Origin of the sequence: Planomicrobium okeanokoites, assembly GCF_003428875.1 — a bacterium.
Taxonomy (GTDB): domain Bacteria; phylum Bacillota; class Bacilli; order Bacillales_A; family Planococcaceae; genus Planococcus; species Planococcus okeanokoites.
Genome location: NZ_QQRS01000002.1, coordinates 386,984 through 410,803, shown reverse-complemented (window position 1 = coordinate 410,803; position 23,820 = coordinate 386,984). Strand labels below are relative to the sequence as shown.

Sequence of the window (23,820 nt, the reverse complement as noted above, 5' to 3'; positions counted from 1 at the left end):
GTAGATTTTATTCTATTAAATGAATTGCAAGAACCTTTTAATCGCTGAATCAGAAATGAACGGGGGAACCACTAACGGCAATAGATGTTATTGTCTTGGGGTGAATCTTACCTTGGTAAGAAGGGGCACTCTCAGTCCCGAATCCGACAGCTAACCTCGTAAGCGTTGAAATGCAATTGGAGAGAAGGGTCCGCGCAGTAGCCTGAGACCACGTTCTTTGATGTGGTCTTTTTTTATTGGCAACAGAAAAGGGAAGGGGAGTACACGTGAAAAAGCAGTTTGTTGTCATCGGATTGGGAAGGTTCGGAAGCAGTATTTGTAAAGAACTGTATAAATTAGGGCATGAAGTGCTCGCGATAGATTCGGTGCCGGAGCGAGTGGAATCGATACGGGATTTTGCTTCCCATACAGCCATCGCCAATGCTGCGGATGAAGAAAATCTGAAAGCGCTCGGTGTCCGCAATTTTGAACATGCCGTTGTAGCTATTGGTGATAATATGCAGACAAGTGTTCTTTGCACGCTTATGCTGAAAGAACTCGGGGTACCGGTGGTCTGGGTCAAAGCAAGGGACCTGCAGCACCAGATGATTCTGGAAAAAGTGGGGGCTGACAAAGTGATTCAACCCGAAAATGAAATGGGGATAAGGGTTGCACACCACATGGACTCAGAAAAAGTAGTTGACTATATCGACCTTTCCGAAGACTACAGCATTGTTGAATTGGTCGCTTCCCAAAAGATAGCAAATCAGACCTTACTTGAACTGAACATCCGCGCAAAATACAATTGTATGATTTTGGCGATAAAACGGAATGAACAAGTGAATGTCGCTCCTATGCCGGAGGACTTGGTCCAACAAGCCGATATCCTGGTCGTGATGGGACACCGCAGCGATTTAAAGCGTTTTGAGGAAAAAGGAATTTAAGCAATAAACGATTGAAAGCATAAGCAATAAGGGTTTTGAAGATATTTACAGACTGGAGTTTTAGTATGCGAATTTTCGCCTTGTTTTCAAAGTGGACACAGTTGTCCGCAATCAGGCTAATTGTGTTTTATTATGCATTGGCTGTTATATTCTCCTTCATCCTGTTAGGCCTTCCGTTCTTTCATGATGAAGGAGTTGAATTATCTTTTATCGATCTTTTATTTACAACAGTCAGTGCCATCAGTGTTACGGGATTGGGTGTTGTGTCGACAACCGATACTTTCAATACCCCCGGTATCATCGCATTGACTTTCGTGCTGCAATTTGGCGGAATTGGCATCATGACACTCAGCACTTTTATTTGGATCATTTTCCGCAGAAAGATTGGTTTGCGTGAACGGCAATTGATTCAAATTGACCAGAACCAATCTTCCTTAGCAGGTTTAGTAAAGCTTATGTTAAAAATACTGAAAACCATCTTGTTTATCGAATTGATTGGAACCATCATATTAAGCATTTATTTTTTGGACTTTTTTGATACATGGCAGGAAGCGCTGCTTCAAGGCTATTTTGGGGCTATAAGTGCTACTACCAATGCTGGATTTGATATAACAGGCACCTCGCTGGTACCGTTTGCGGGTGATTATTTTGTTCAGACAGTCAATATGACCTTATTGATTTTGGGGGCGATCGGATTTCCTGTCTTGATTGAACTTCAGGACTTTTTGTGGGGTGATCAGAGCCGTGGGAAACGTTCAAACAGTTTTTCTCTTTTCACCAAACTGACGGTGACGACATTCTTCGCGCTGATTGCAGTTGGAGCTGTTTTCATGCTCATTTTGGAACAGGGAAAGTTTTTGGCTGATAAAACCTGGCATGAGCAACTGTTTTTTTCTCTTTTTCAATCGGTAACTACGCGGAACGGCGGGTTGGCTACAATGGATGTCAGCGAATTATCAGATCCGACTTTAATCCTTTTTTGTGCGCTGATGTTTATCGGCGCTTCTCCGAGTAGTGTCGGCGGCGGAATACGGACAACAACTTTTGCAATCATGCTGTTGGCAATCTATAATTTTGCGAAAGGGAGATCCGGAATTAAGGTATTTGGACGGGAACTGGATACTGACGATGTTATCCGTTCGTTCATCGTTATCACAACTGCTTCCATGCTCTGTACGGCAGCTGTAATCGCTTTGGCCTATCTGGAGCCGTTCCCGATTTTGCCAATTGTATTTGAGGTTTCATCTGCCTTTGGAACCACCGGTTTATCAATGGGCATCACGGGAGACCTGAGTACACCGGGGAAAGTGATTATCATTGCTTTGATGTTCATCGGCCGCATCGGTATTTTTTCTTTCCTCTTCCTGATTCGAGGAAAGGTTACGAAAGACAGCTATCATTATCCCAAAGAAAAAGTGATTATCGGATAAGTTTGCTGGTAATTGTTTATCCACTTAAAAACTGGCTATCAAATTGAAGTGCAGAATAACACTTCCAGGTGGAGGTTGAGACATGTTCGAACTGATGAAACGAATTGTGAAAGTGAATACCGCGAAATTAATCATGTTTGCCAGTATTTTTTATATCGCAAGTGCGTTCATTATCTACTTTCTTGAGCCGGAGACTTTTCAAAACCCTTTTATCGGCTTTTGGTGGGTAATGACTACCGTGACTACGGTGGGTTTTGGGGATTACTCGCCTGTTACAGTGCCAGGTATGCTATTTGGAATCTTCCTCTACCTTTTCGGTATCGGACTTATCGGTATCATATTGGGGAAAGTGGTGGATTCATATACTTATTATGGGAGGCTTAAAATGGGTGGGGAATTGAGTTATAAAGGGAAAGGACATTTCTTGATCATCGGCTGGTCTGATAGCGTTAAAAAAACAATCGAAGAAATACTGCTAAGCAAAGATATCAAGAAAGATGTAGTTTTAATAGATCATGTCGAAGAAGCTCCTTTTAAGCATGACCGGTTCCACTATATCAGGGGGAATCCGACAGATACAGAAATTTTACAAAAGGCAAATATTGACGAAGCAGATTCGGTGGCAATATTTGCTTCTGAAAGTGATTATGAGGTCCAAGCGGACGGAAAGACCCTGCTCATCGCTTCAGCTATTGAAAGGTACGCTGCCGATCGAAATGAAAATATTTATACAGTAGTGGAGATACAGCACAATGACCATATCCGCATGTTCGAACATGCAGGAGTAAATGAATTTGTACTTTCCAGTGAATCGTTTCCCCAGTTAATGACAAAATCATTGTTACATCATGGTTCAAGTCGTTTATTCATGCAATTATTGAATCATGTATATGGAGAGAATATTTGGGAAATCAGCCCTGCACCCTCTTGGAGAACTTATGCAGATGCATTCGAAGACCTTAGACAGCAAGGGGCAAACTTAATTGCCGATGGACATGATTTCAGTATTATCCGCAGAACGGGAGATAAAATTGAAAAAGATGCCCGCCTTTATATAATCTGTAATCAAGAGACGTATGAAAATTTAAAATTGGAGTAATAAATGTAGTATCTTTTTAGGAATGAATTTACTGCAAGACAGTCTAAAAAGGAAGGAACTTTGGATAAGTTTCTTCCTTTTTTCTGTGGAAAACTTTTATTTCAACGATTTAGAAAAGTTATCACCAGCCCTTCTTTTATTTTCATGGGAGTGCACAGAAGTTCTGGGAAAAATGGTAAAGTGATTTCAATAGGATGAAAGAGGTGTGGTGAAGATGGCTCAATGTTCATGGCCGGGCAGCAGCGAAATGATGCAGGCATATCACGATGAGGAATGGTGCAGGCCGACCCGGGACGACCGCTATATTTTTGAATTGCTGAATTTGGAAGGCGCACAGGCGGGGTTGTCGTGGAGCATCGTATTGGCAAAACGGGACGCATACCAGGCGGCTTTTAAAAACTTCGACATCGCGTATTGCGCAGGGTTGAGCGATTCAGATCTGGAGTCAATAAAAGAGAATTACAATGTCATCAAACATTTTGCGAAACTGCAATCGGTCCGCAGCAATGCGCAGGCAACTTTGAAAGTGCAAGAGGAATTCGGCAGTTTGGCTGAATTCCTGTGGAGCTTTACAGAAGGCGAACCGGTCATCAATCAGTGGGAAGACAGTGCGCAAATGCCTGCTGAGTCTCCTTTGTCCGTGCAAATCAGCAAAGAACTGAAAAAGCGCGGCTTTAAATTCGTCGGACCGGTTACAACTTATTCGTTTCTGCAGGCGATCGGCATGGTGGATGATCATGTGAAAACCTGTGATTTTCATACTTCGAATCGAAAAAGGAGCTTATAAGTGATGGAGATTTCACTGAGCTTGCTGCAGGAGGATGATGCAGAAGTATTATTCGAATTTGAAAAGGTAAATCGAATTTTTTTTGAAAAGATGGTGCCAGGCCGAGGCGACGACTATTACCAGTGGGAGATTTTTTGGGAGAGGCATCGAGAGCTTTTAGAGGAGCAGGAGCGAGGCGTTTGCCGGTTTTATTTAATAATAGATCCTGACGGAAATATCGCTGGGCGGATTAACTTGGTTGATATTGATGAGGCTGCCGGCACGGCGGAAGTCGGTTTTCGGCTGGGAGAAAATTATGGCGGCAAGGGAATCGGAAGCAAGGCTTTGTCCCTCCTTTTATCCACGGAATCCGACTTGAAACAGATTCAGGCAAAAACGACGACTGTGAATAAGTCTTCTCAACGAGTTCTGGAGAAGAATGGATTTATCCACATGGGGATAAGTGATGATGAATTTGAAATGAATGGTGAGAAAATGAGATTTGTGCGGTATTTGTGGATAAGTGATGGAAGATAGCGAGTAAGGGTTAGGACGTATGGGGGCTTTGGATGGAAGGGCATAATAGTGAAGAAAATGATGACTGAAGGACATTTGGAACATAATCAGGAGGAAATTCACTTTATTCGTGAGAATGGGTGGGGCTGGATTCGATTTTATCTATAAATGGAATCATCTCTTTGCGGAAATGATGATTATCACTCATTTGAAATGCTTTCTTGATTCGGAAGGAGTCGCGAAGAAACCCGAATGCCGGATTTCTTCTTTTTATTATGTGCGACGGATTTCTATGAGCAGTTTTCGGGGTTCTATGATCACTTATTTGATTCTATGATCACTTATCGGGGTTCTATGATCACTTTTCAGCATTCTATGATCACTCGGCCTTATTTCGGCCGATATTTTGTGGAATCTCACCGCTCATGAACAAATCGTGCCCAGTATATAATGTTTTAGAAAATCTCTCCTCGCAAATATTGCTCTTATAAAACATAAAATAGAATTGTCATTAAATCGTACAATCAATATAAAAAAGCCTTAAGAAATATTTTTATTACTTAAACGGAGGGGATTTATTGGAACTGTGGATTGCTTGGCTCGGTACGATTTTGTTCGGCTATTTTGCATTAACCAGCTTGTACGCAGGTCTGAAACATTATAAAAAAGGGGAAAAAAACGAGTTTAATGAAGCTTTCTCTTATGGTGACGGGATTTTTGCTTTCATAGGATTATTTTTTGAATTCATTTTATGGGTTAGTGAAAGAGTATTTCCACAAAGATACCAACTGGTTGTATTCAGGATAGTAGCAATCTTGATCTCTTTCCTTATGATGGGAATAGTTTATTTATTTTGGTACCTTTACTTCAATTTCAATTAAACTCCGAGTACACTCAATCACTCCGAACATTCTTCGAAGTGTAACCGATGAACAAAAATATGAATCCGATCACGCAGGTGACAATGGCATATCCAAAACCGGCCACTCCTCCTGCAATGCCATCCCCCGTCAGCGCCCCAACTATTCTAATGCCGAGAAAGAAAACGATCACAGGCAGTAAGAAAGCTGTTACATATCCGGCATTAATCCACCTGTGCCGTTCATTTCCAGCGAATTTACTGACGCCGTAACATAGCAGGATTATATAAGAAATGAAAATCAGAATATCCATTAAAATACCTCCTTCTTTTGCTGGAAAAGACGATTTATATAGCCAGGTACATGCATATCTTTATCCGATAAAAAACTCAGGAATGTAAAGAATAATTGTTATTAAATGGTATAATCAGTATAGAACAAAGTGACGGAAATTTCTGCATTTATTGTTATAGTAGACCGATTAAATTAAGAAGATGAAGGAGAACAACTCAGATGGATTACATAAAAAATTTGAGGTCGATGGTAGGGCATGAAAAAGTGATTATGGTAATCGCCGGAGCTTTCGTATTCGATGCCGCCAATCGGCTGCTTTTGCAGCAGCGCTCCGACACCGGTGAATGGGGATTGCCGGGAGGATTCATGGAGTTGGATGAAAGTGTCCAGGACACAGCGCGCAGAGAAGTGTTTGAAGAAACCGGCCTGCAATTGAAAGAGCTGGAGTTTTTCGGCATCTATTCGGGACCGAAATACGACAAAACCTTACAAAATGGAGATCAGGTTGCCATGGTTCAGATATTGTTCACCTGCCGGAATTTTGAAGGGCAATTAGTTGAACAAAATGAGGAATCATTGAGCAATAAATTCTATAGTCTAACGGAGCTGCCTGATAATTTGTTTCAGGACCACGCAGACTTCTTTGAAGATTTACTATCGCGTCAACAGACTTCAATCCGATGACTTTTATTTTAAAAATTTTGCTTTGTTATATTGCAGGTGTTTTGTGGAGTGTCAGCAGAAAGCGCAGGCAATCTGCTGAGAATAAACGCTCTGATCAGATGGTGACTTGATAAAATCTGAAGAAAGAAGGTCCGCCGATGAAAGAAACGATTCGCAGCCACGAAGATTTATTGGATATGCTCGATTCATTGTTAAGGGAGCCAGCTGGATTTTGGAATGAATTTTATGCCAATCGCTTGAAACGAATTCCTTTTTTTGTGAATAAACCGGATGAAAACCTGGTAGCTTATTTCAATAAAGGCGTTTTGAAGCCAGGGAATGTATTGGAGTTAGGAAGCGGCCCCGGAAGGAACGCGGTTTATTTCGCTGAGCAAGGATGCAGGGTGGATGCCGTGGACCTTTCAAAAGAATCGATTGACTGGGCGAAAGAAAGAGCTGAAGAGCGAAACTTGGAGATTAACTTCATCCAAAATAATATCTTCGATGTGCAGATTGACGATGGGACATACGATATTGTTTATGATTCAGGCTGTTTTCACCATATCGCTCCTCACAGACGCAACAATTATATAGAACTGGTGGAAAATGCTTTAAAGCCGGGAGGCCATTTTGCAATTACGTGTTTTATTGAAGGCGGAGAATTGGGCGGTTCGGATATGACGGACTGGGACGTGTATCGGGAGCGGAGTTTGAACGGCGGGTTGGGATTTACTGAAGAAAAACTGCGCGATATTTTTGGAAGCTTTGAGGCGGTTGAAATCAGAAAGATGAGAAAAGCTGAAGAAGCAGAAGAAGTATTCGGTGTATCGGGCTTGTGGACGGCTTTATTCAGAAAAAAACAGATAGGATCACGCTGAGAAGAGACCCGATGGCTGGGTTTCTTCTTTTTATTGTCTGCGGGAGATTTCTATGAGCACTTTTGGAGGTTCTATGATCACTTATCGGATTCTATGATCACGCGGCTTTATTTCGACCAGAATTTCCGCGGAAATTTTCTGTTTGTGAACAATCTGGCTAAAGAGTGAATTCAATTTGGGATATTTAGGATATACTGGTTATTGAGAAGTCTAACTGATTTAAAATTAAAAATTTTCATACACATAGAGATGAGAGGGTGGAGGAGATGAAAAATTTCATCTGCACGACTTGCGGGGTACAAGCGGAGAAGTCGGCAAAAGAGCCGAAAGAATGCATGATTTGTAACGAGGAGCGGCAATACGTAAGTCCGAATGGCCAAACCTGGACTACATTGGAAGAGATGATTCAGGCGGAGAAATATAAAAATGAGATTGTGCCGGCAGAAGAAGGGCTCTATACCATTTCCACTTCACCGAGTTTTGCCATCGGGCAGACGGCGTATCTGGTGCAGGAGAAGAACATTAATTTATTGTGGGACTGCATTACGTACCTCGATCCGAAGACGATCGGAGAAATAAAAAAGCTTGGCGGCATCGACGCCATCGCGCTGTCGCATCCGCATTATTATTCGGCACAAGTGGAATGGGCGGAAGCATTCGATGCGTCGATTTACATTCATGAAGACGATAAGGAATGGGTGACGAGACCGAGTGACAGAATTATTTTTTGGTCAGGTGAATCGCTCGAATTGGCGGAAGACATCGTTTTGCATCGTGTAGGCGGGCATTTCAAAGGCGCCGCTGCAGCACATTGGAAAACTGGGAATGACGGCAAAGGTGTCTTGCTTACGGGAGATATCATCCGGGTAGTGGCGGACCGCGAGTGGGTGACGTTCATGTACAGTTATCCTAATTTCATTCCGCTGCCGGCATCGGTTGTTGAGAGAATGGCAAATCAGTTGGAGAAAATTAAGTTCAACAGGATCTACGATGCATTTCATCGGATTGTGCAGGAAGATGCAGGCGCGGCGGTGCAGCGGTCGGCGAAAAGATATGTGGATGCGTTGAATGGTGAGCTTTTTGAAACGTGAAAGTAGAAAGAGAATAGACGATTTAAGAGGAGGTATAGCTGTCCGATGAAAGTCTGCAAATCATTTCTTATAAGTCTATTGCTCATGTTATTAGTTTTAGGCGGGTGCAGTACTGGCGCAAGTAATACTGAACGTGTCATAGCGAGTGAGAAGACATTACCTTCTGAGTTCTACGAGGGTGCGTTCGAAAGAGAAACAGCTCCACTTTTTCAATTCATGGCTAGAAGAGCTGTGGATCAGTCACAGTTTGAGCAAACTTGGGATATGTATGGATTTAAGGGAGAGAAGCCAGATGTGGATTTTGACGGAAAAGATGTCCTTTTCATCGGAGTTCATGAATCGGGCACATGTGCTTTAGAGGTAGGAGATATTGAATGGTTCAATGATATTGTTATGCAGGTACCATTAATAGAACCGGATCAGCCCTGTACTGCTGATGCCACTCCAAGAACGTTCGTTATTGAAGTTAATAAAGAAAAATCCAGCGGGCTGGAGAATTTAGTGATTGTCCAAAGCGGCATATCAACAACTGTGCCATTTGAAAACTAGTTGAAATTGAAGAAACGCTGAAATCTTCAGGGTGTTTGAATCGGCGGTTAGTGTCTAATGAGAAGTTTCCAGGCTGGAACTAGTATATAAGGGATATTTGAAGTCAATAAACTATAGAGATAATTCGAACGGGGGAAATGCCATGATATCTAAAGAACAAAGCACGCAAACACTTTATACACCACCGAAGCATATCGTTTCGGCAGCTACAATTGTGCTGAATGAGAAAGGTGAAATCTTGTTGATCAAAGGTCCACGCAGAGGCTGGGAGATGCCGGGCGGACAAGTGGAGGAAGGGGAATCGCTGAAAGACGCGGCAATCCGGGAAACGAAGGAAGAGTCGGGCATCGATGTTGAAATTGTGAAGTTCTGTGGTGTATTTCAAAATGTCGAAGGATCCATCTGCAACATGCTGTTTTTGGCGAAGCCAGTTGGAGGTACACCGACAACGTCATCTGAAAGTCTGGAAGTGGGATTTTTTCCGCTAAGCGAAGGGCTGGAGATGGTGACATGGAAAAACTTCCGGGAAAGAATCGAGTTTTGTTTAAATGAAAAAGAGCATCCGTTTTACGTGGAGTTTTAAGTTATGGCAGGAAGACGTGCTGAACGCGCATAACTTTTTTTAATCGCGCATAAAAACTTCTAATCGCGCGCAAATTTTTCTGACCGCGCATAAAAAAATTTAATCGCACGCAAATGAAAATAATCGCACGCAAGCAGACCCGGATCGCACGCAAATCGATTTAATCGCACGCAAATCCTTCCGGCATCCAATTTCCACCTTTACCAAAGCCCCAAAAACCAAAAAGGAAGCTTTTCGCCCAGCGAAAAGCTTTTATTTAAGCAAAAAATACGGCTTAAAGTGGGAATGCACATCTTTTAACCAAATGTTGATGAGAATCCAGAGAAAATTACGCTGATTTGAAACCAAAACTTTCTCACTTACGTTACAAGGATACTTAAATAGAAAAAAACAAAAAAGGGGGGAGACGGGTGTCGGTGAATGTGGAAACGCGGACGTATGAAATGGCGGATGCCGAACAGTGGCTGGTGGAGATCATGGATACATACGGTGACCGGCTGACGAAGCTAGCCTACAGTTACGTCAGGGATTGGGGCACGGCGCAGGAAGTGGTTCAGGATGTTTTTTTGACTTGTTATAAAAAACGTGGAAGTTATGAGGAGATAGGTTATTTCAAGGCGTGGATCTATCAGATTACGATCAACCGGTGCAAAGATGTGCTGAGGACTGCCTGGGTTAAGCGGGTGGTCGTCAATAATTCTTTATTCCAGTTTCTCAATGCGCAGGAGCGGACACCGGAGCAGGAATCCGTCCGCCAGCAAGCCAATAACGAACTCGTCGAAAACATCCTGTCCCTCCCGCTGAAATATCGGGAAACGATTCTTCTTTATTATTATGAAGAGCTGAGCATACAGGAAATCAGTGATTTATTGAAAATGAAAGCCAATACCGTCAAAACGCGCTTGAAGCGCGGGCGGGAAATGCTGGGCGATACATTGGAAAGAGGTGATTTTGATGAAATCTAAACTGACCGATGTCCGCAGGTTGATGGATGACAGCGTGTTTGAGGGTGAAAAGTTCACGGAGCAGCATAAACGGCAAGTGCTCAACCGGATTACGAAGGAAGAGCGAAAAGTGGATTGGGTGCCGCGATCATTAAGTGTCGTATTTTCACTCGTTCTGATTATCGCGGTAGCTTACTTACTGAATACTGTTCTGGACAAAACTCCGGTACAGCAGGGCAATCCGGATGGAGCGGAGCAGCCGCAAACGCCGCCGCAGGAGCCGATTGAATCGCTGGTGCCGCCAGTGCCCGAGGATTCAGAAGCAAATAAAGAAAAAGAGGATGCGGCAAAAGAAGAAGAAAATACACCAAATGAAGAAGAAAACGAGACAGCTGACGACGGCGTATTCGAATTGACGCCGGAGGAAATGGCGGCCTACGAAAATTTCAGTGCGGATTTCGATACTGCTCACTTGAAAGATCTCGATCCCGTCAGTGTGGCGAAGTTATACGTTTGGGCAGGGTATAATCAAAATTATGAAGTGGAATATGAATTGCTGACGGATCGTGAGGAATCCATCATGTGGAGCAAAGAAGAACATTTGGCTATTCCAGCAGAGGATAAATCTTCTCCTGATGAAGTTTTTAAAGTATTTAATAATATAGAAGACGGGGAGTTCATCCAGAGAGAAGAACATAGAGGCTACATCCGTTATTATCCGACCGAAGCCAGAGACCCGGAAGCTACGAGAGGTTTCCAAATGCGCCAAAACGAAGACGGCGTCTGGCAAGTCGGTTTCATGGCCTTGCAATAATAAAACCCATATTTCCAATAAGATTCGGTGAGTCGCTCCAAGCCATCTGATTCCAGATGGCTTTTTTAATGAAGAAAATTAAGTTATTTTATTGCGCTGAAACTTTTCCAGACCCCAAATGCTCTAACGGTTGAAAGGAGGGTGAAACGTGGAAGATTTGGCCTTGGTGAAGAAAGCGATTAAAGGAAATGAAGCAGCTTTTGAGAAGCTGGTGAAAAGTGAAAGTGAGAAATTGTATAAGACGGCTTATTTATACGTCCGCAACAAAGAAGATGCGCTTGATGTGCTGCAGGAAACGATTTGCAAGGCGTTCACGACGATCGATCAAGTGAAGCAGCCGGAATATTTCAGCACCTGGCTGACGCGGATTTTGATCAATACGGCTTATGACCTCTTGAGAAAGCGGAAACGGCTGGTGCTGGATGAAGATTTTATTCGTGAAATGCCCGATACGAGCGGGAAAGATATCGAGAATAAGATGGATCTGGTGAACGCGATACATAAATTGGATGAACGGTACCGGACGGTCATCATCCTGTTTTACTACCAAAGTCTGTCGATACGTGATATTTCAAAAGTGTTGGAAAAGCCGGAAAATACGGTGAAAACGTATCTGAGGCGGGCAAAAATGGAACTGAAAATGATCATCGGGGGAGTGGAGATCAATGGACGAAAAACAGTTTGAAAAGGAAATCGGTGAAATCGAAGTTCCGCAATTCGAAGTGCTCCAAGCTATTGATAAAGGAATAAAAAATGGAAGAAAAGCGAAAAGAGAAAACAAAAGATTCAATGCGAAGACCATTGGAGCGGTAACATCTGTGGCGGCATCTGCTTTTCTGGCATCCGGCTTACTATTCGCACCTGTTTCAAATGTGCTGGCCGCAGTTCCGGTCATCGGCTCCATCTATGAGAAATTCGGATTGCAGATCGGGGCTGAGTTGGAAGAAAGCGGCTTGATCACGCAACTCAATCAGGCAGCATCCAGCAACGGAGTTGATGTCACTGTCACGAGTGCTTATTACGATGGCAATGTGGTGGGGATCACTTTTACGGCGGAAGGGGATGAGCTTACGTTTGATCCATATAAAGATAATGGCCCGGAATCCGGCTATAGTTTCCATCTGTTTGACGGTGTTGAGCAAAATCAATGGGCGTCATCGATGACCCAACTGGAAGAAACAGAAGGAGGTTATACAGCCGCGATGGAATTCTATAATCCGGAAGCGGATTTGCCTGCTGATTTCAATTTGCCTCTGACTTTCAATTCAATGGGTGGCGTGCAGGGCGAGTGGAAATTTGATATTCCGTTCGAGCAGATATCAGCGGAAACAATCATGACGGATGCGGAAAGTCAGCTTGTAGGCACAGAATACGCGCTTAAAATGAAATCTGTAGAGAAAGGTGAAGGTACCACTCATTTGAATTACGAAACAAACTTGCCGCTGGATGGAGAAGGGGATGAAATCAGGCTCACTGTGTTTGATGACCTTGGAAACCGTCTGTCGAAAAGTCATGCAGATGTGCTTACCGAAAATGAAAATGGAACTGTAATCCAGCAGAATGTCCGGGAACTGTTCAGCAGCAAAATTGACGACGAAGCGAAATATCTGCTGATTCAGCCGGAAGTGGTCAGATACGAAGAAGAGATGATCCACACTCTTGATGGACTGGCTGCGCCGTTCACAGTGGAAAGCGAACGATTTGATTACAGCCTTTCAGTCGATAACGTCAAGCAGGAGGGTGATCAGGTCATCCTCGATTACACGATTCAAAATCTCGAAGACGGCAAGCTGCGGGAAGATTTAATCCAGAACTTTGCGGACTTTATTGTGCTTGTGAGGAGCGGCGATGCAGTATTGGATGAAGCAGGAGAAAGAGATTTTGGCCAATTGATGGAAAACAGGATTCAAGGAGTGGCGACGAAACAAGCGAGTGATGAACCGTATCGTTATCAAACTACTTTCACTGTCCCTGAAAACTTCAATCCGGGTGATTATTCGTTGATGGTCCCATTCGGCACATTGAGTTCGAACCAGCCGATTGAGATGGCCCCTATTAAAATCGATTTAACGGAAAAATAAAATCACACCCGACTTCGAAAGGTTTTGTAACCTCCGTTGTCGGGTGTTTTTGAATTGATGTGCTGGTGTAACTTTAGACCGAAACTTCCGTCTACTGGGAATAATAAGAAATAATGGAGGCGGCATAAATGAAAAGAGCTGTAATCTTATTTTTATTCGCGTTGACAGCAATCGTTCTCTTCGGACGCCAGCCTGAACAAGAAACGGTAATGGCTGGAGAAGTGGAGAATAAGACTGAAGTTGAAAGGGAAGGATTATTGGCAGAGGGCGAAATCGCACAAGTCGAACTGTCTGAAGTAAAAGGGTTCGAGCCTGTTGTTTATGTTGAAGCGGTTGAGCTGGAGCTTTTTCGCAATCTGTTTTCAAGTGCTGAAAAAGAACCTGGTCTTGTGAATATGAGCGACCCGGACTTCTATCTGACACTGGTCATGAAAGATGGAGAGAAGCATTATTTGAATATGTGGCTTGGCGGCGAAGGGGAAATGGCTTCGCTGATGGATTCGAAAGCCACCCACACGGTTTATGCGGTTACACCGGATATTAAGAAGAAGTTATCGGATATAATCCTTGCCAATGAAAAAATGGAGCATTGAAGGCACAATCAATGCTTCTTTTTTATGCCATTGAATTATTGGTTTCAAAGTTTTGCAAAAGCCGGTTTATTTACCAATTTTTAGTATATAATTTAGTTAACTATTCTAAAACTTTATATAGCTTTAAGGGGGTGGAAAGATGGCGGCAAGTTTTGACATATTTTTAAGGTTTTTTTATGTTGCGCTCGGATTGATTTTCTTAAGCGCGTTCGTTGGGTTATTTACTGACGGATTTCACTTGGATATCGGACTTTTCGTGTCTAATGTCATAGGCATTCTTGAATCATTTGTATCGCCGGATGAGCTTTCCATAATCGGGCCGAATGGCAAGGAATATACGATATTCCTGCAATTCTGGGATCATTACTTCTATTCTTTGATGATTTTTCTTTCAGCATTCCTGCTTGCCTTAGGGGCAGGCATCTTGTTGGCTTATATTACTGCATTTCTTCCTGAAAACCGGTTTAATTCCGTTTCGAAAACCGTTTCTCTTTTAGAGGCGCTGCCGGATTTGTTTATTATCATCGTCATTCAGTTTGCGGTTCTTTTCTATTTTAAGCAGACGGGGACATTGCTGTTTCCGGTTGCATCGACCGGGCAGAATAAATCCTATATGCTGCCTGTTTTGGCATTGGCGCTGATTCCATCATTAATGGTTTATAAAGTGATCCTTTTCCTGGTCAAAGATGAATTGGAAAAACCGTATGTGAATCTGGCAAAAGGCAAAGGAATTTCGAAGTCCATGCTCTTTTTTCGCCATATCTTGCGGAATATCATACCCAGCATCTTCAGCCACAGCAAGTCCATTCTATTGCTGTTGTTGTCTTCAATGGTCATTTTCGAACAGATTTTCAATATCAACGGCATCTTTACTTTTATCATTACGTACCCCGAGCCGAATGTCATCGCGTTCACGCTCATCCTGTTTTATCTGCCGATTTTTCTGCTGTATGCCCTAGTCACGCTGTTAATCGGGAAAACAACTGGCCAGAGATTGGAGTGGTGAAGGCATGGCAATGATCAGGCAATTAATCAAATACAAATTATTTTTGTTCGGGGCAGTGTTGATCGGCGGCACTTTCCTGGCAAGTTTGTTCTATTTCATCTTTTTCAATGACCAGATCCCGTCATCTCCCTTACTTTATGATGACAATGGCCGGCCGCTGCATGCCCCTTACAGCGGAATTGTTTATCCGCCTTTAGGAACCGATGAATTTGGGCGGGACATTGCGGCAGTCATGCTGGTTGGTGCCAAGTATACAATCGGGGCCGCTTTTCTGATTTCGTTATTGCGTGTTGTGCCCGCAATTTTCATCGGAGTCTTTATCCAGCTTTATTTGAAAGGAATAAAACGTCCATTGAAATCAATCGCTGATTCTCTGACTTATTTTCCGATTACGCTATTGGCATTTCTTTTATTGAACTGGGTGAGTTTGAGAGGGATTCTTTTTGAAGAAGGTGCGCCGCCTTCTGGTATTCAAATCATTATTTATGTCGCAGTGCTGTCGCTGATTTTTATACCAATAAATTCAGTGCTCATCGCGAATGAAGTGGAATTGATCTATAACAAAGAGTTTATCGCTTGCTCGCGTACATTAGGAGCAGGAAAATGGCGCATCATTACAAAACACATCCGTCCGTTTCTGGTTCCGCAGCTGTGGATTATTCTAATCCGCGAGTTTATCCAGAGCCTGATCCTCATGTCACATCTTGGCATATTGAGCATCTTTATCGGCGGAGTTGTTTTTAAGGAGAACCTGTTTGGCAATCGAGCTGCCGTTTCGCTGTCCAGCGAATGGGCGGGCACGCTGGGCATGTGGTGGGATTATCTTTGGACCTCTTATCCGTGGATCGCTTTTATACCGATCGGATTGATTACGCTGCTAATTTTAGCAGCGAAAGGGATGCTCGACAGTCTGGAGCACCTGTTGGCATCGGAGCAGCCGGTACAGATGGAAAAGGCTGTGAAAGAAGAAGATGTTTCGCTGACACATCTTACATCTTTTCAATTATTAAAGGCGCGGAATGAATAAAGCTTTATATTATGTACGTATGACGGTGAGTAAACAGGGAATCCATCCTGGTAAATCAACTTTTTTCCCGCAGCTGCGCCTGCTTTTCCAATAGGGAGATAAAACTTTTTTGGGCTTTTTCGTTCTTGATTAAGTGATTCACTCTCAATGAACTTTGCAGATACGAACGAATTTTTTTATTGGCAAAGAAAGAGCGCCTATACCTTTCATCTTCATACAAATTAACAAACCAGGAAGACTCCTTCAGTTTCTCTACGTTCTTATCAATCTTTTGGGTGTTGAGGCCTGTATTGCCAGTGAACGGCGAAACAGAGCTGCTGAGACTGATGAGTATTCCCAGGAGGTAAGTGAGGATTAGAACTGGTTTTTGAAATGATCTCTTTTTCATATGATCCGTCCATTCATTAGTTGATATGCAGCAGAAACGATCCTGATAACAAGATTATTTTTACTTTATCACATCGCCTATTAAGAAAGTTCTGTTTAGCGTATCATCGAAGAAAGACCGTTTACATAAAATTGGATTGAAGGGGGACCTTCCATGCAACTGAAAGAATCCATAGACTCCCTTCTACTCGGCTTAGTATTGCTGTTTGTAATCGCAGCCGCCTGGTACATATTCAGAAAGAGGAAAAAATGGGCGATGCTCATAACTGCTGTGTTGATCACCGGATATATGGGCTATTATTTCTACCTTCCAACTTTAAAAGCGGACACCCATGCCGTGAAATATGAGCAAATCATGGAATACTTGGACAGCAATTATCCGGACCGACAATTTACTGTCAGGCCGGAGCGGTATGAACCCGGCTATTATGTTGGTACATTTGACATTAATGATAAATTAACGCCTGACTTCGGTGTTACATTACATGTGGAAGATGACGGTAATGTCGTCCAGACAAGCTACTGGGAAGATGGCGGCTTTCCATCACAGCAGGACTTATGGAAGAAGCTCGCTTTTAGCTACCATGAGGAATACTCACTCGACAGTAAAAGGGTCGAAATCACAAAACAGGACGAATGGATCGTTGGTGAGCTGACGGTTTTCGCCTTGCTGATAGACGGCAATCCATCAATCGCTGTCTACGAATATTCACAGGCAGGGTATAGCTGGAATGATTTACAGGAATCCAAAAACGGAGATTTCGTGTCAGCTGAAGCCGGTGGACGTGTGTTTATCTTTATTGATGAGGCATACACAGGAAATACTGCAGAAGTGCAATTGCAGAACGGTGAAACGATTGTCGTGGATGCTGCAGAACATAGAGGGGAACTATTTATCGCAGACCAATAATGAGACCGTCAGTCCGAGCTTCGGAGGCTCTTGATTTTCCGAAACTTAACGACTTCAGAACCGTAATAAAGATGAGGTGAAAAAGATGGAATATATATTGAAGGAGCCAGAAAGGCAGATTTCCACAAAAATCATCCAGATCTGGCGAACGACGAATACAATCGGCCATGGATCTTTTTTATTGGGATTTGTTGCGCTGCTTACAGCAAGCCATTACTGGGACTGGTATAACTGGGTCAATATCACGCTGTATGTGCTGATCGGCATCACGGTGCTGTCGGCGATTTTCAGTATCTTGATCGAGCCGGTTTTTATCCAGCGCACTTGGCGCTATGATGTGGATGAGAATTTCATCCAGCTGAAGCACGGCCGCTGGAACGTCGAACATAAAATCATTCCGATGGCGAAAATCGAATATGTCACGACTGACCAGGGACCTTTTTTGCGAAAAGCAGGCTTATATTCACTGAACATCGGAACGACTGCTTCGAGCCATAAGATTCCTGCCATCCCGGAAAAGGAAGCGCTGAAGCTGCGTTCACTGATCGCTTCGTATGCCAATGTGAAGGAAGATGATTCTTTTGAATAATACACAGGAAGCCAAACGCTATCATCCGGCCTATCTGCTTGTGGAACTGTTTGAATTCCTGCGCAATAGTTTTTTCTTTATTTTATTCCTGTTCATCTTCAATTTTGACGTTACGACAGGGTGGATTTTCTGGGCGAAGATTGCGTTTCTCGCAGCAGCCGCATTTACAATCGGGAAAATCTTTTTGTCCTGGCGGCTTCATACCTATGAATTCGACCGGAAATCCATCACCTTACGTGAGGGTATATTCGTAAAGAAAGTGCGGACCATCGCGTTCGACCGCGTCCAGAATAAAAAGACTTCGACTTCCTTCATACATAATTGGTTCAAGTTGACGTCTCTGACCCTTGAAACCGGCACGTCCAACGACGAGGCCTCAGTGCGCTTTCCGGTTTTGAAAAGACAGGAAGCCGATGCGATAGTAGAAACCATCGATAAAGGGGCGGCTGCGGAAACTTCCTCGGTTGAATCAGAAGAAGGGGAAACGGATGCTTCATTGCCGGTAAGGTCCGAGAAGTCGCAGCGCCTGGAATACTTTCGTTCAACGAACAAGGATACATTGCGCGCCGCATTCACATCGCTGAGCTTTCTGGCCATCTTTCCGATTCTGCTGACTCTGTATTTTCAGATCGATGATTTTTTCTCGATTGAAGACGATGCGGAAAATGCGGTCCTTTATTTCGCGGACCATTTTTGGCTGCTCGCTCCGCTGTTCATTGTCGCCATCCTTATTTCTTCGGTCATCGGTTATATCATCACTACGATCCGCTACGGTAATTACCGGATTGAAGCGGATCGTGAGCGCATTTACATTACGCGCGGTGTCGGGCAGGTCCATACATTTTCCATCCAGCGCAATAAAGTCCAGGCGATTCAAATCGAGCAGCCATTCATGAAGCGCATCTGGGGCATCGTCGAAGTCAAACTGATCAGCGCAGAAGCTCTCAGTATCGGTGATGAACTCGCAACCAATTCGCTGTATCCATTCATGAAGACAAAAGAAGCTTATGCGTTGCTTGGGGAGTTGCTGCCGCAGTACACAGTGCAGGACAATTTAAACCGCCTGCCCCGCAATACGATTTGGCTGAAGCTGCTGCGTCCGTATTACGTGACGGTCTTCGCCGGCGTCGCTCTATGGTTTTTCAGGCCGTCGCTCTTATGGGTGGCAGGAGTGCTTTTCGCGATCAGCCTCGTCAGCCGCTTATTCGATTACCTGTTTACGCGTTACGCGCTCGAAGGCGATTCGATCCAGATCCGGACGGGCGGTTTCACGACGACGACTTTCGTCACCCGCCGCGAGCGGATTCAGGAAATTGAAGTAAGCCAGTCCAAGCTGCAGCGTGCTTTCGGCGTTCGAAGCCTCGGATTCACCAATCGCGCAAAGCCGATTCACGTCAGTTCGATCCAGGACGTGCCGGATGGACTGGGCAACGACTTTAAGCAATGGTTCGTCCAGCGTAAAGTTAAATTGGAATAGGAAAGTAAAGATAAAACCGCTCCCTCTGATTCTGTGCTGAATCGATTGGGGCGGTTTTATTGTATTTGAAAACTGTGATCCATTCTAATGAACATACGCTTTTGATCTTTCATTTAGAATGAAATACATCAACGATTTATGTTATAAAGGAACATGGAACTAATAGAGGTACCTGACAAAACTTTGTTTACGGTAATGTCTAAAAGGAATGAAAGGATTGATTTTGTGTTTGATTATAAGAATATTGACTGGGAAGTGCTGCTCATTGAGGCTGGCGTAATTGCAGCTCAGATTATCGGCATCCTGATAGCATTCTTTATTGTACGGGCCATCGGCAATAAAGTGATCGGCCGCTTTTTCAATAAACTGCTGAAAAAAGGCGACGTTACTAAAGGCCGCGCCTTGACGCTTCAAAGCTTATCGGAGAACGTTTTTGGCTATGTGCTGATCTTTATCCTGGTAGCGACGATCTTCAGCATATTCGGGTTGTCGGTCGCGAGTCTGATTGCTGGAGCGGGGATTGTCGGCCTGGCAATCGGGTTCGGGGCTCAAGGGCTTGTCAGCGACGTGGTCACCGGATTCTTTTTACTATTGGAGAAACAAATTGACGTCAATGATTATGTGACGGTGGGAAGCATAGACGGTATTGTCGAGGCAGTCGGATTGCGCACAACGCAGATCCGCAGCTTTGATGGAACGTTGAATTATATTCCAAACCGCGACATCACCACGGTCAGCAACCATTCACGCGGCAATATGCGCGCATTGGTGGACATCGGCGTATCGTATGATGCGGATATCGACAAGGCCGTTGCAGTGATTCAGTCGGCTTGCGACAGAGTTGCGGCCGACAACGAAACGATTGTTGAAGGGCCGGATGTCATCGGCGTCCAAGCTTTCGGCGCATCCGACGTAACGCTGCGCATCATCGCCAAAGCGAAGAGCGGCGAACAATGGGGAGTCGAACGCCAATTACGCCAAGCCATCAAGGAAGCGCTGGATGCAAACGGCATCGAAATTCCATTCCCGCATCAGGTGAACATCCATAAGAATTTGGAGATGGCGGAGCAGAGGTAACGGAATGGACTTGTTATTTAACTGTTTTGGATAAAAATAAAGATAAATCTCGAGGTTTTAAATGAATCAGAGGCTTTTCGCTCAGCGGAAAGCTTCTTTTTGATTTTCGGTGGCTTTGGGGCGTGACGGAAATAGCAGTGTGTTAATGTGCGGGCGATTAGATCAGAATGCGGGCGATTAAATCCGTTTGCGGGCGATTAAAAAATTTTGCGGGCGTTTAAAATAAAATGCGGGCGATTAGACTGGAATATGTGCGATCAACAAATTTCAGCATAAAAAGTCGAGCAACCAAGCCTTTCCTGATTTATTTCAAGTAAACAATTATGAAGAGCCCGAAAAGGTAAAAGAAAATCTGAGTATTATTGGTATAATGTAAAAGATTAGATGGAATTTATTAACTGCTTTGACAGATGTATTAGTTCGTCATGAAGGTGATAGAGAAAACTGAGTGAAGAATGCAAAGAAAAAAGCATCCTACTATTTCTAGTTTCTGACGCCTGAAAATTCACTTGAAATGTATCAGGAATTGCGTTTTGCTGACAATTTTGAAGTAGCAAGGGTATTCTTCCTGGAGTTAGGACAATAAAACCAAAGGGGAAAAGAAAATGAATGATGCAGTTTACTTAAATTTCGGGGATATTGTCGCGACGATTCTAATACTCGGCATTCCGACAATCCTCATTTTTTTCATCATTAAAGCTTTCAAGCGCGATAAAGAAAGAGCGAATGAGCGACTGGGACTGGAAAAAGAAAATGCAGTCATGCTGCAAAAGCGCATCAATGAGCTGAATGACCGGCTCGTCGTGGTTGAGGAGAAGTTGAAGGAAGCTGAGTAAGGGAAAAAGGCACCGCTGGTAGAGGGTGTTTTTAATTTGGTCGACTCTTTGTTTCAATATATAAAAGCAGCCGCTATAGAAGCTGTAAAGTATTATAATGTGAATGAAACGAGGTGAGCGTAATGAAGAGAAAAAACCTGAAGATGTTTACCCAAATTTCATTTTATATAGCACTCGCTGTAGTTTTTCTTTTGCCAATCTCAATTTTGTTCACATTAAATGGCCTGACTGTGTTCCTTTTATTAGCTACTGTATTTGGCATTCCATTAAGTGTCGTTTCCATGTTCAGCAGAGAAAATCTGGCGATACGAATTTTTTCGCTGATCGTCAATTTTGCGCCGAGCATGCTCTTCGGCTACGCGATCCTCATGGAAGTTATGGACGATCTTCTCCGATCACCGCCTTGAATCCTTTGTAAGGCAAACTTTCTATGGTTTCTGCCTCATTTATTCTTCTCAAAAAATACCATTCTTTCATTGATTTCCACGGAAAGTTCTTCGACATTCACCTTCATATCAGATAACACCTTCAAATCTTCAGCATCTAACTCAATTCGGCTCTGCCCAAGTTTTTCGTATATGAAAGGCGCTGTTTTTTCATAGAGGTAGATATCCCGCGGGTCACTGTTATCCGGGTGCAGGCCTTTCATATGTCCGATGACAACCAGAAATTTTTTATTGTCATCGGCAGAATTGAAACGATGTCTGCTGTGCTCGTCGTCGGCATTCATAGTTATATATAAAAAGGATGCAAGAATCGTAAATGGAATAAAGAAAGCCATCAAAGCAATTGAAATGTATTTTATGGGACGATTAGATTTAAAGAAATGGTACAAACTGAAAAAGAACAACATTGTCGATATGATATCGGCACTAGGCAGCAGTAAATCGAGATCAATATCCTTATAGATAAAAAGGTGATTCTTATTGGCCATTGCATACAACATGGTCAACCTCATGAGAAAATAAACAGAAGTGAAAAGCAGGATTGCCAGGTGGATTTTCTTTTTCATCTTTTAGACGCTCCTTTGCTATTAATTTTATAGGACGGCTCAGGGATGGAGTAGTTTCTTGTATTTACGGATTTTGGTTAAGAATGGGAAGGATTTATGGGGGGAATGTAAATCCGGACAATAGGAAGTATTTTTCTTACAATTAGTCAATTCAACTATCCTCAATCGGCAATTGTTTATTTTTATACACCGCCAAATCAAAGGAGTAACTTTCATATTCACTCTGCAGCAAGAGTTTTGAGCCACGGCCACTGACAAAGACCGGGCATATTTGATTCCCTGCCGAATTTATAAACTTGAGTTCATTCACTTTATGGTACGCTGCATCTGTCCGTTCAGCTAAATGAAAAACCCCGTCGTTTCGCGCCTTATCATCAGACAACAGATAATCGCCAGCTACGGCAAAAGCGGAAAGGTAGTTTGGGACTTCTTCGTTCATGTAATAAGTCGTTTTGCCATTTCTTCTATTACCTATCTGAGAATCCCATAGCCCGCAGGTAAACCAGATTTCTTTATTTGACAGTACATTCAGAGCAAAGCAATCCATAATAAAATGCTTGTCTGGCTGTTCGTAAGTGTAGATGACTTCCCCAAATTCAGTCCAGTTGATCAGTCCATGTTTCCCGATGGGGTCATCCCAGCCATAATTGCCGAAAACCCCTTCGTCAAAATATCCAGTCCAAATCTTCTTGTCTGCCGATGCAGAAATCTGTTCAATGCCATCCCCTAAGCAAAATGAACGGACAAAATTCCCTTTCGTATCGAAGATTCTTGCGTTTTCGTCCACTTCTCCATTTTCATATTTAATGGCTCTCGCACAAACCAGAAGGAGCTGATCTTCGCCTAAGAGTTGGATATAGTGATAATTCCATGGTTGTCGAGGGATGGGAATTATTGTTTTTACCCCGTCAGAGAACAGAATAACTTTGTAATCGATGAATTCTGTGGTTTTGCTTTGTGGAAAGCTTCCATCAATCAGTTCAGGAACCGAATTTGCCAACAGCAGGCAGATTTCGTCATTGGAGCCGAGTGATGCGTTTCGAAGTGTGTAGCCAGCCAGTTCGTCTTGCCAAACCGCTTCCGGTTTGAGTTCGATCGTTTCGTGTTTTGTCATCATTTTAGCTCCTTTGTGTAAATAAGCAATCCTGTTACTATATTCTACCGCAGAATTTGATGCAGTTCCCAGAAAAAGGATGACGTTTGTCTCTGTGGAATGAAAAACCCATAATATGAAAAAGCCTTAGCGGCCGCTAAGGCTTCCTTTAAACCATTGGAGTTTTTCGCCCAGCGAAAAACATCCGCTGTTGCTCTTTGAACCAGACGAGAAGGCGATTGATTTATCATTCTGTTGCCTGGTTTGACGGAATGCTTCGTGTGTTTTTTCCAGAAAAATGGATATACTGTCCGTAACAGGC

The 23,820-nt window shown here is 43.3% G+C and carries 27 protein-coding genes and 1 riboswitch; of the genes, 24 read left to right on the top strand and 3 right to left on the bottom strand.

Features of this window, described 5'->3' with window-relative positions; translation table 11 throughout:
* Nucleotides 1–32: 32 nt before the first annotated feature.
* Nucleotides 33–180, top strand: a riboswitch (cyclic di-AMP (ydaO/yuaA leader).
* A gap of 86 nt (nt 181–266) precedes the next feature.
* From D2910_RS06960 to D2910_RS06930, 6 genes are all read left to right on the top strand, one after another.
* A complete protein-coding gene (locus D2910_RS06960; protein WP_117312886.1) occupies nt 267–923 on the top strand; it encodes a potassium channel family protein in 657 nt (218 codons plus the stop codon).
* Between the two features lie 65 nt (nt 924–988).
* Nucleotides 989–2,353: a TrkH family potassium uptake protein gene (locus D2910_RS06955; RefSeq protein ID WP_117312885.1), complete on the top strand. Its 1,365-nt coding sequence runs from the start codon at nt 989–991 to the stop codon at nt 2,351–2,353.
* A gap of 82 nt (nt 2,354–2,435) precedes the next feature.
* Nucleotides 2,436–3,452: an ion channel gene (locus D2910_RS06950; RefSeq protein ID WP_117312884.1), complete on the top strand. Its 1,017-nt coding sequence runs from the start codon at nt 2,436–2,438 to the stop codon at nt 3,450–3,452.
* A gap of 214 nt (nt 3,453–3,666) precedes the next feature.
* A complete protein-coding gene (locus tag D2910_RS06945) occupies nt 3,667–4,239 on the top strand; it encodes a DNA-3-methyladenine glycosylase I (RefSeq protein ID WP_117312883.1) in 573 nt (190 codons plus the stop codon).
* Between the two features lie 3 nt (nt 4,240–4,242).
* Entirely contained in the window at nt 4,243–4,755 is a 513-nt protein-coding gene (locus tag D2910_RS06940) for a GNAT family N-acetyltransferase (RefSeq protein WP_117312882.1), read from the top strand.
* Between the two features lie 557 nt (nt 4,756–5,312).
* Nucleotides 5,313–5,615 (top strand): hypothetical protein, encoded by a 303-nt coding sequence (locus D2910_RS06930; RefSeq protein ID WP_117312880.1) that lies wholly within the window; start codon nt 5,313–5,315, stop codon nt 5,613–5,615.
* A gap of 13 nt (nt 5,616–5,628) precedes the next feature.
* Here D2910_RS06930 and D2910_RS06925 read toward each other — a convergent pair whose 3' ends face one another.
* Nucleotides 5,629–5,907 (bottom strand): hypothetical protein, encoded by a 279-nt coding sequence (locus tag D2910_RS06925; protein ID WP_117312879.1) that lies wholly within the window; start codon nt 5,905–5,907, stop codon nt 5,629–5,631.
* Nucleotides 5,908–6,107: 200 nt separating this feature from the next.
* Between D2910_RS06925 and D2910_RS06920 the strand changes: the two genes are divergently transcribed.
* The 18 genes from D2910_RS06920 to D2910_RS06830 all read left to right on the top strand — a co-directional run bounded on the left by D2910_RS06920 (nt 6,108) and on the right by D2910_RS06830 (nt 21,800).
* On the top strand, nt 6,108–6,572 hold the full coding sequence (locus tag D2910_RS06920) for an NUDIX hydrolase (protein WP_117312878.1): 465 nt from the start codon (nt 6,108–6,110) through the stop codon (nt 6,570–6,572).
* Between the two features lie 137 nt (nt 6,573–6,709).
* The gene (locus D2910_RS06915; protein WP_117312877.1) at nt 6,710–7,429 is read left to right on the top strand and encodes a class I SAM-dependent methyltransferase; all 720 of its coding nucleotides are present in this window, start codon (nt 6,710–6,712) and stop codon (nt 7,427–7,429) included.
* Between the two features lie 266 nt (nt 7,430–7,695).
* Nucleotides 7,696–8,520 carry an MBL fold metallo-hydrolase gene (locus D2910_RS06910; protein WP_117312876.1) on the top strand — a complete coding sequence of 275 codons (825 nt, stop codon included), beginning with the start codon at nt 7,696–7,698 and terminating at the stop codon, nt 8,518–8,520.
* A gap of 45 nt (nt 8,521–8,565) precedes the next feature.
* Entirely contained in the window at nt 8,566–9,069 is a 504-nt protein-coding gene (locus D2910_RS06905; RefSeq protein WP_117312875.1) for a hypothetical protein, read from the top strand.
* Nucleotides 9,070–9,211: 142 nt separating this feature from the next.
* Nucleotides 9,212–9,652 carry an NUDIX hydrolase gene (locus tag D2910_RS06900; protein WP_117312874.1) on the top strand — a complete coding sequence of 147 codons (441 nt, stop codon included), beginning with the start codon at nt 9,212–9,214 and terminating at the stop codon, nt 9,650–9,652.
* Nucleotides 9,653–10,062: 410 nt separating this feature from the next.
* Entirely contained in the window at nt 10,063–10,617 is a 555-nt protein-coding gene (locus tag D2910_RS06895) for a sigma-70 family RNA polymerase sigma factor (RefSeq protein WP_240633566.1), read from the top strand.
* Nucleotides 10,607–11,410, top strand: coding sequence for a hypothetical protein (locus D2910_RS06890; protein WP_117312873.1), 804 nt, complete (start codon nt 10,607–10,609; stop codon nt 11,408–11,410). The genes D2910_RS06895 and D2910_RS06890 overlap by 11 nt, the downstream gene beginning before the upstream one ends.
* A 148-nt stretch (nt 11,411–11,558) precedes the next feature.
* Entirely contained in the window at nt 11,559–12,095 is a 537-nt protein-coding gene (locus tag D2910_RS06885; RefSeq protein WP_117312872.1) for a sigma-70 family RNA polymerase sigma factor, read from the top strand.
* A complete protein-coding gene (locus D2910_RS06880; protein ID WP_117312871.1) occupies nt 12,076–13,491 on the top strand; it encodes a DUF4179 domain-containing protein in 1,416 nt (471 codons plus the stop codon). The genes D2910_RS06885 and D2910_RS06880 overlap by 20 nt, the downstream gene beginning before the upstream one ends.
* A gap of 128 nt (nt 13,492–13,619) precedes the next feature.
* Complete coding sequence (locus D2910_RS06875) at nt 13,620–14,084, top strand: YhfM domain-containing protein (protein WP_117312870.1); 465 nt, start codon at nt 13,620–13,622, stop codon at nt 14,082–14,084.
* 139 nt (nt 14,085–14,223) lie between these two features.
* Nucleotides 14,224–15,090, top strand: a complete 867-nt coding sequence (locus D2910_RS06870; RefSeq protein ID WP_117312869.1) for an ABC transporter permease subunit — start codon at nt 14,224–14,226, stop codon at nt 15,088–15,090.
* Nucleotides 15,091–15,094: 4 nt separating this feature from the next.
* Nucleotides 15,095–16,117, top strand: coding sequence for a peptide ABC transporter permease (locus D2910_RS06865; RefSeq protein WP_117312868.1), 1,023 nt, complete (start codon nt 15,095–15,097; stop codon nt 16,115–16,117).
* A gap of 541 nt (nt 16,118–16,658) precedes the next feature.
* Nucleotides 16,659–17,414 carry a hypothetical protein gene (locus tag D2910_RS06855; protein ID WP_117312866.1) on the top strand — a complete coding sequence of 252 codons (756 nt, stop codon included), beginning with the start codon at nt 16,659–16,661 and terminating at the stop codon, nt 17,412–17,414.
* An 85-nt stretch (nt 17,415–17,499) separates the two neighbouring features.
* The gene (locus D2910_RS06850; protein ID WP_117312865.1) at nt 17,500–18,003 is read left to right on the top strand and encodes a PH domain-containing protein; all 504 of its coding nucleotides are present in this window, start codon (nt 17,500–17,502) and stop codon (nt 18,001–18,003) included.
* A complete protein-coding gene (locus D2910_RS06845; protein ID WP_165850151.1) occupies nt 17,996–19,480 on the top strand; it encodes a PH domain-containing protein in 1,485 nt (494 codons plus the stop codon). The genes D2910_RS06850 and D2910_RS06845 overlap by 8 nt, the downstream gene beginning before the upstream one ends.
* Before the next feature lie 225 nt (nt 19,481–19,705).
* Nucleotides 19,706–20,557: a mechanosensitive ion channel family protein gene (locus D2910_RS06840; protein ID WP_117313073.1), complete on the top strand. Its 852-nt coding sequence runs from the start codon at nt 19,706–19,708 to the stop codon at nt 20,555–20,557.
* Nucleotides 20,558–21,162: 605 nt separating this feature from the next.
* Nucleotides 21,163–21,393, top strand: a complete 231-nt coding sequence (locus D2910_RS06835; protein ID WP_117312863.1) for a hypothetical protein — start codon at nt 21,163–21,165, stop codon at nt 21,391–21,393.
* Between the two features lie 122 nt (nt 21,394–21,515).
* Nucleotides 21,516–21,800, top strand: a complete 285-nt coding sequence (locus tag D2910_RS06830; protein WP_084243715.1) for a hypothetical protein — start codon at nt 21,516–21,518, stop codon at nt 21,798–21,800.
* Nucleotides 21,801–21,835: 35 nt separating this feature from the next.
* On the opposite strand, the gene D2910_RS06825 is transcribed toward D2910_RS06830, so the two are convergent.
* Both D2910_RS06825 and D2910_RS06820 read right to left on the bottom strand, forming a co-directional pair.
* On the bottom strand, nt 21,836–22,405 hold the full coding sequence (locus tag D2910_RS06825; RefSeq protein ID WP_117312862.1) for a hypothetical protein: 570 nt from the start codon (nt 22,403–22,405) through the stop codon (nt 21,836–21,838).
* Between the two features lie 151 nt (nt 22,406–22,556).
* Nucleotides 22,557–23,519, bottom strand: coding sequence for a hypothetical protein (locus D2910_RS06820; protein WP_117312861.1), 963 nt, complete (start codon nt 23,517–23,519; stop codon nt 22,557–22,559).
* Nucleotides 23,520–23,820: the final 301 nt, after the last annotated feature.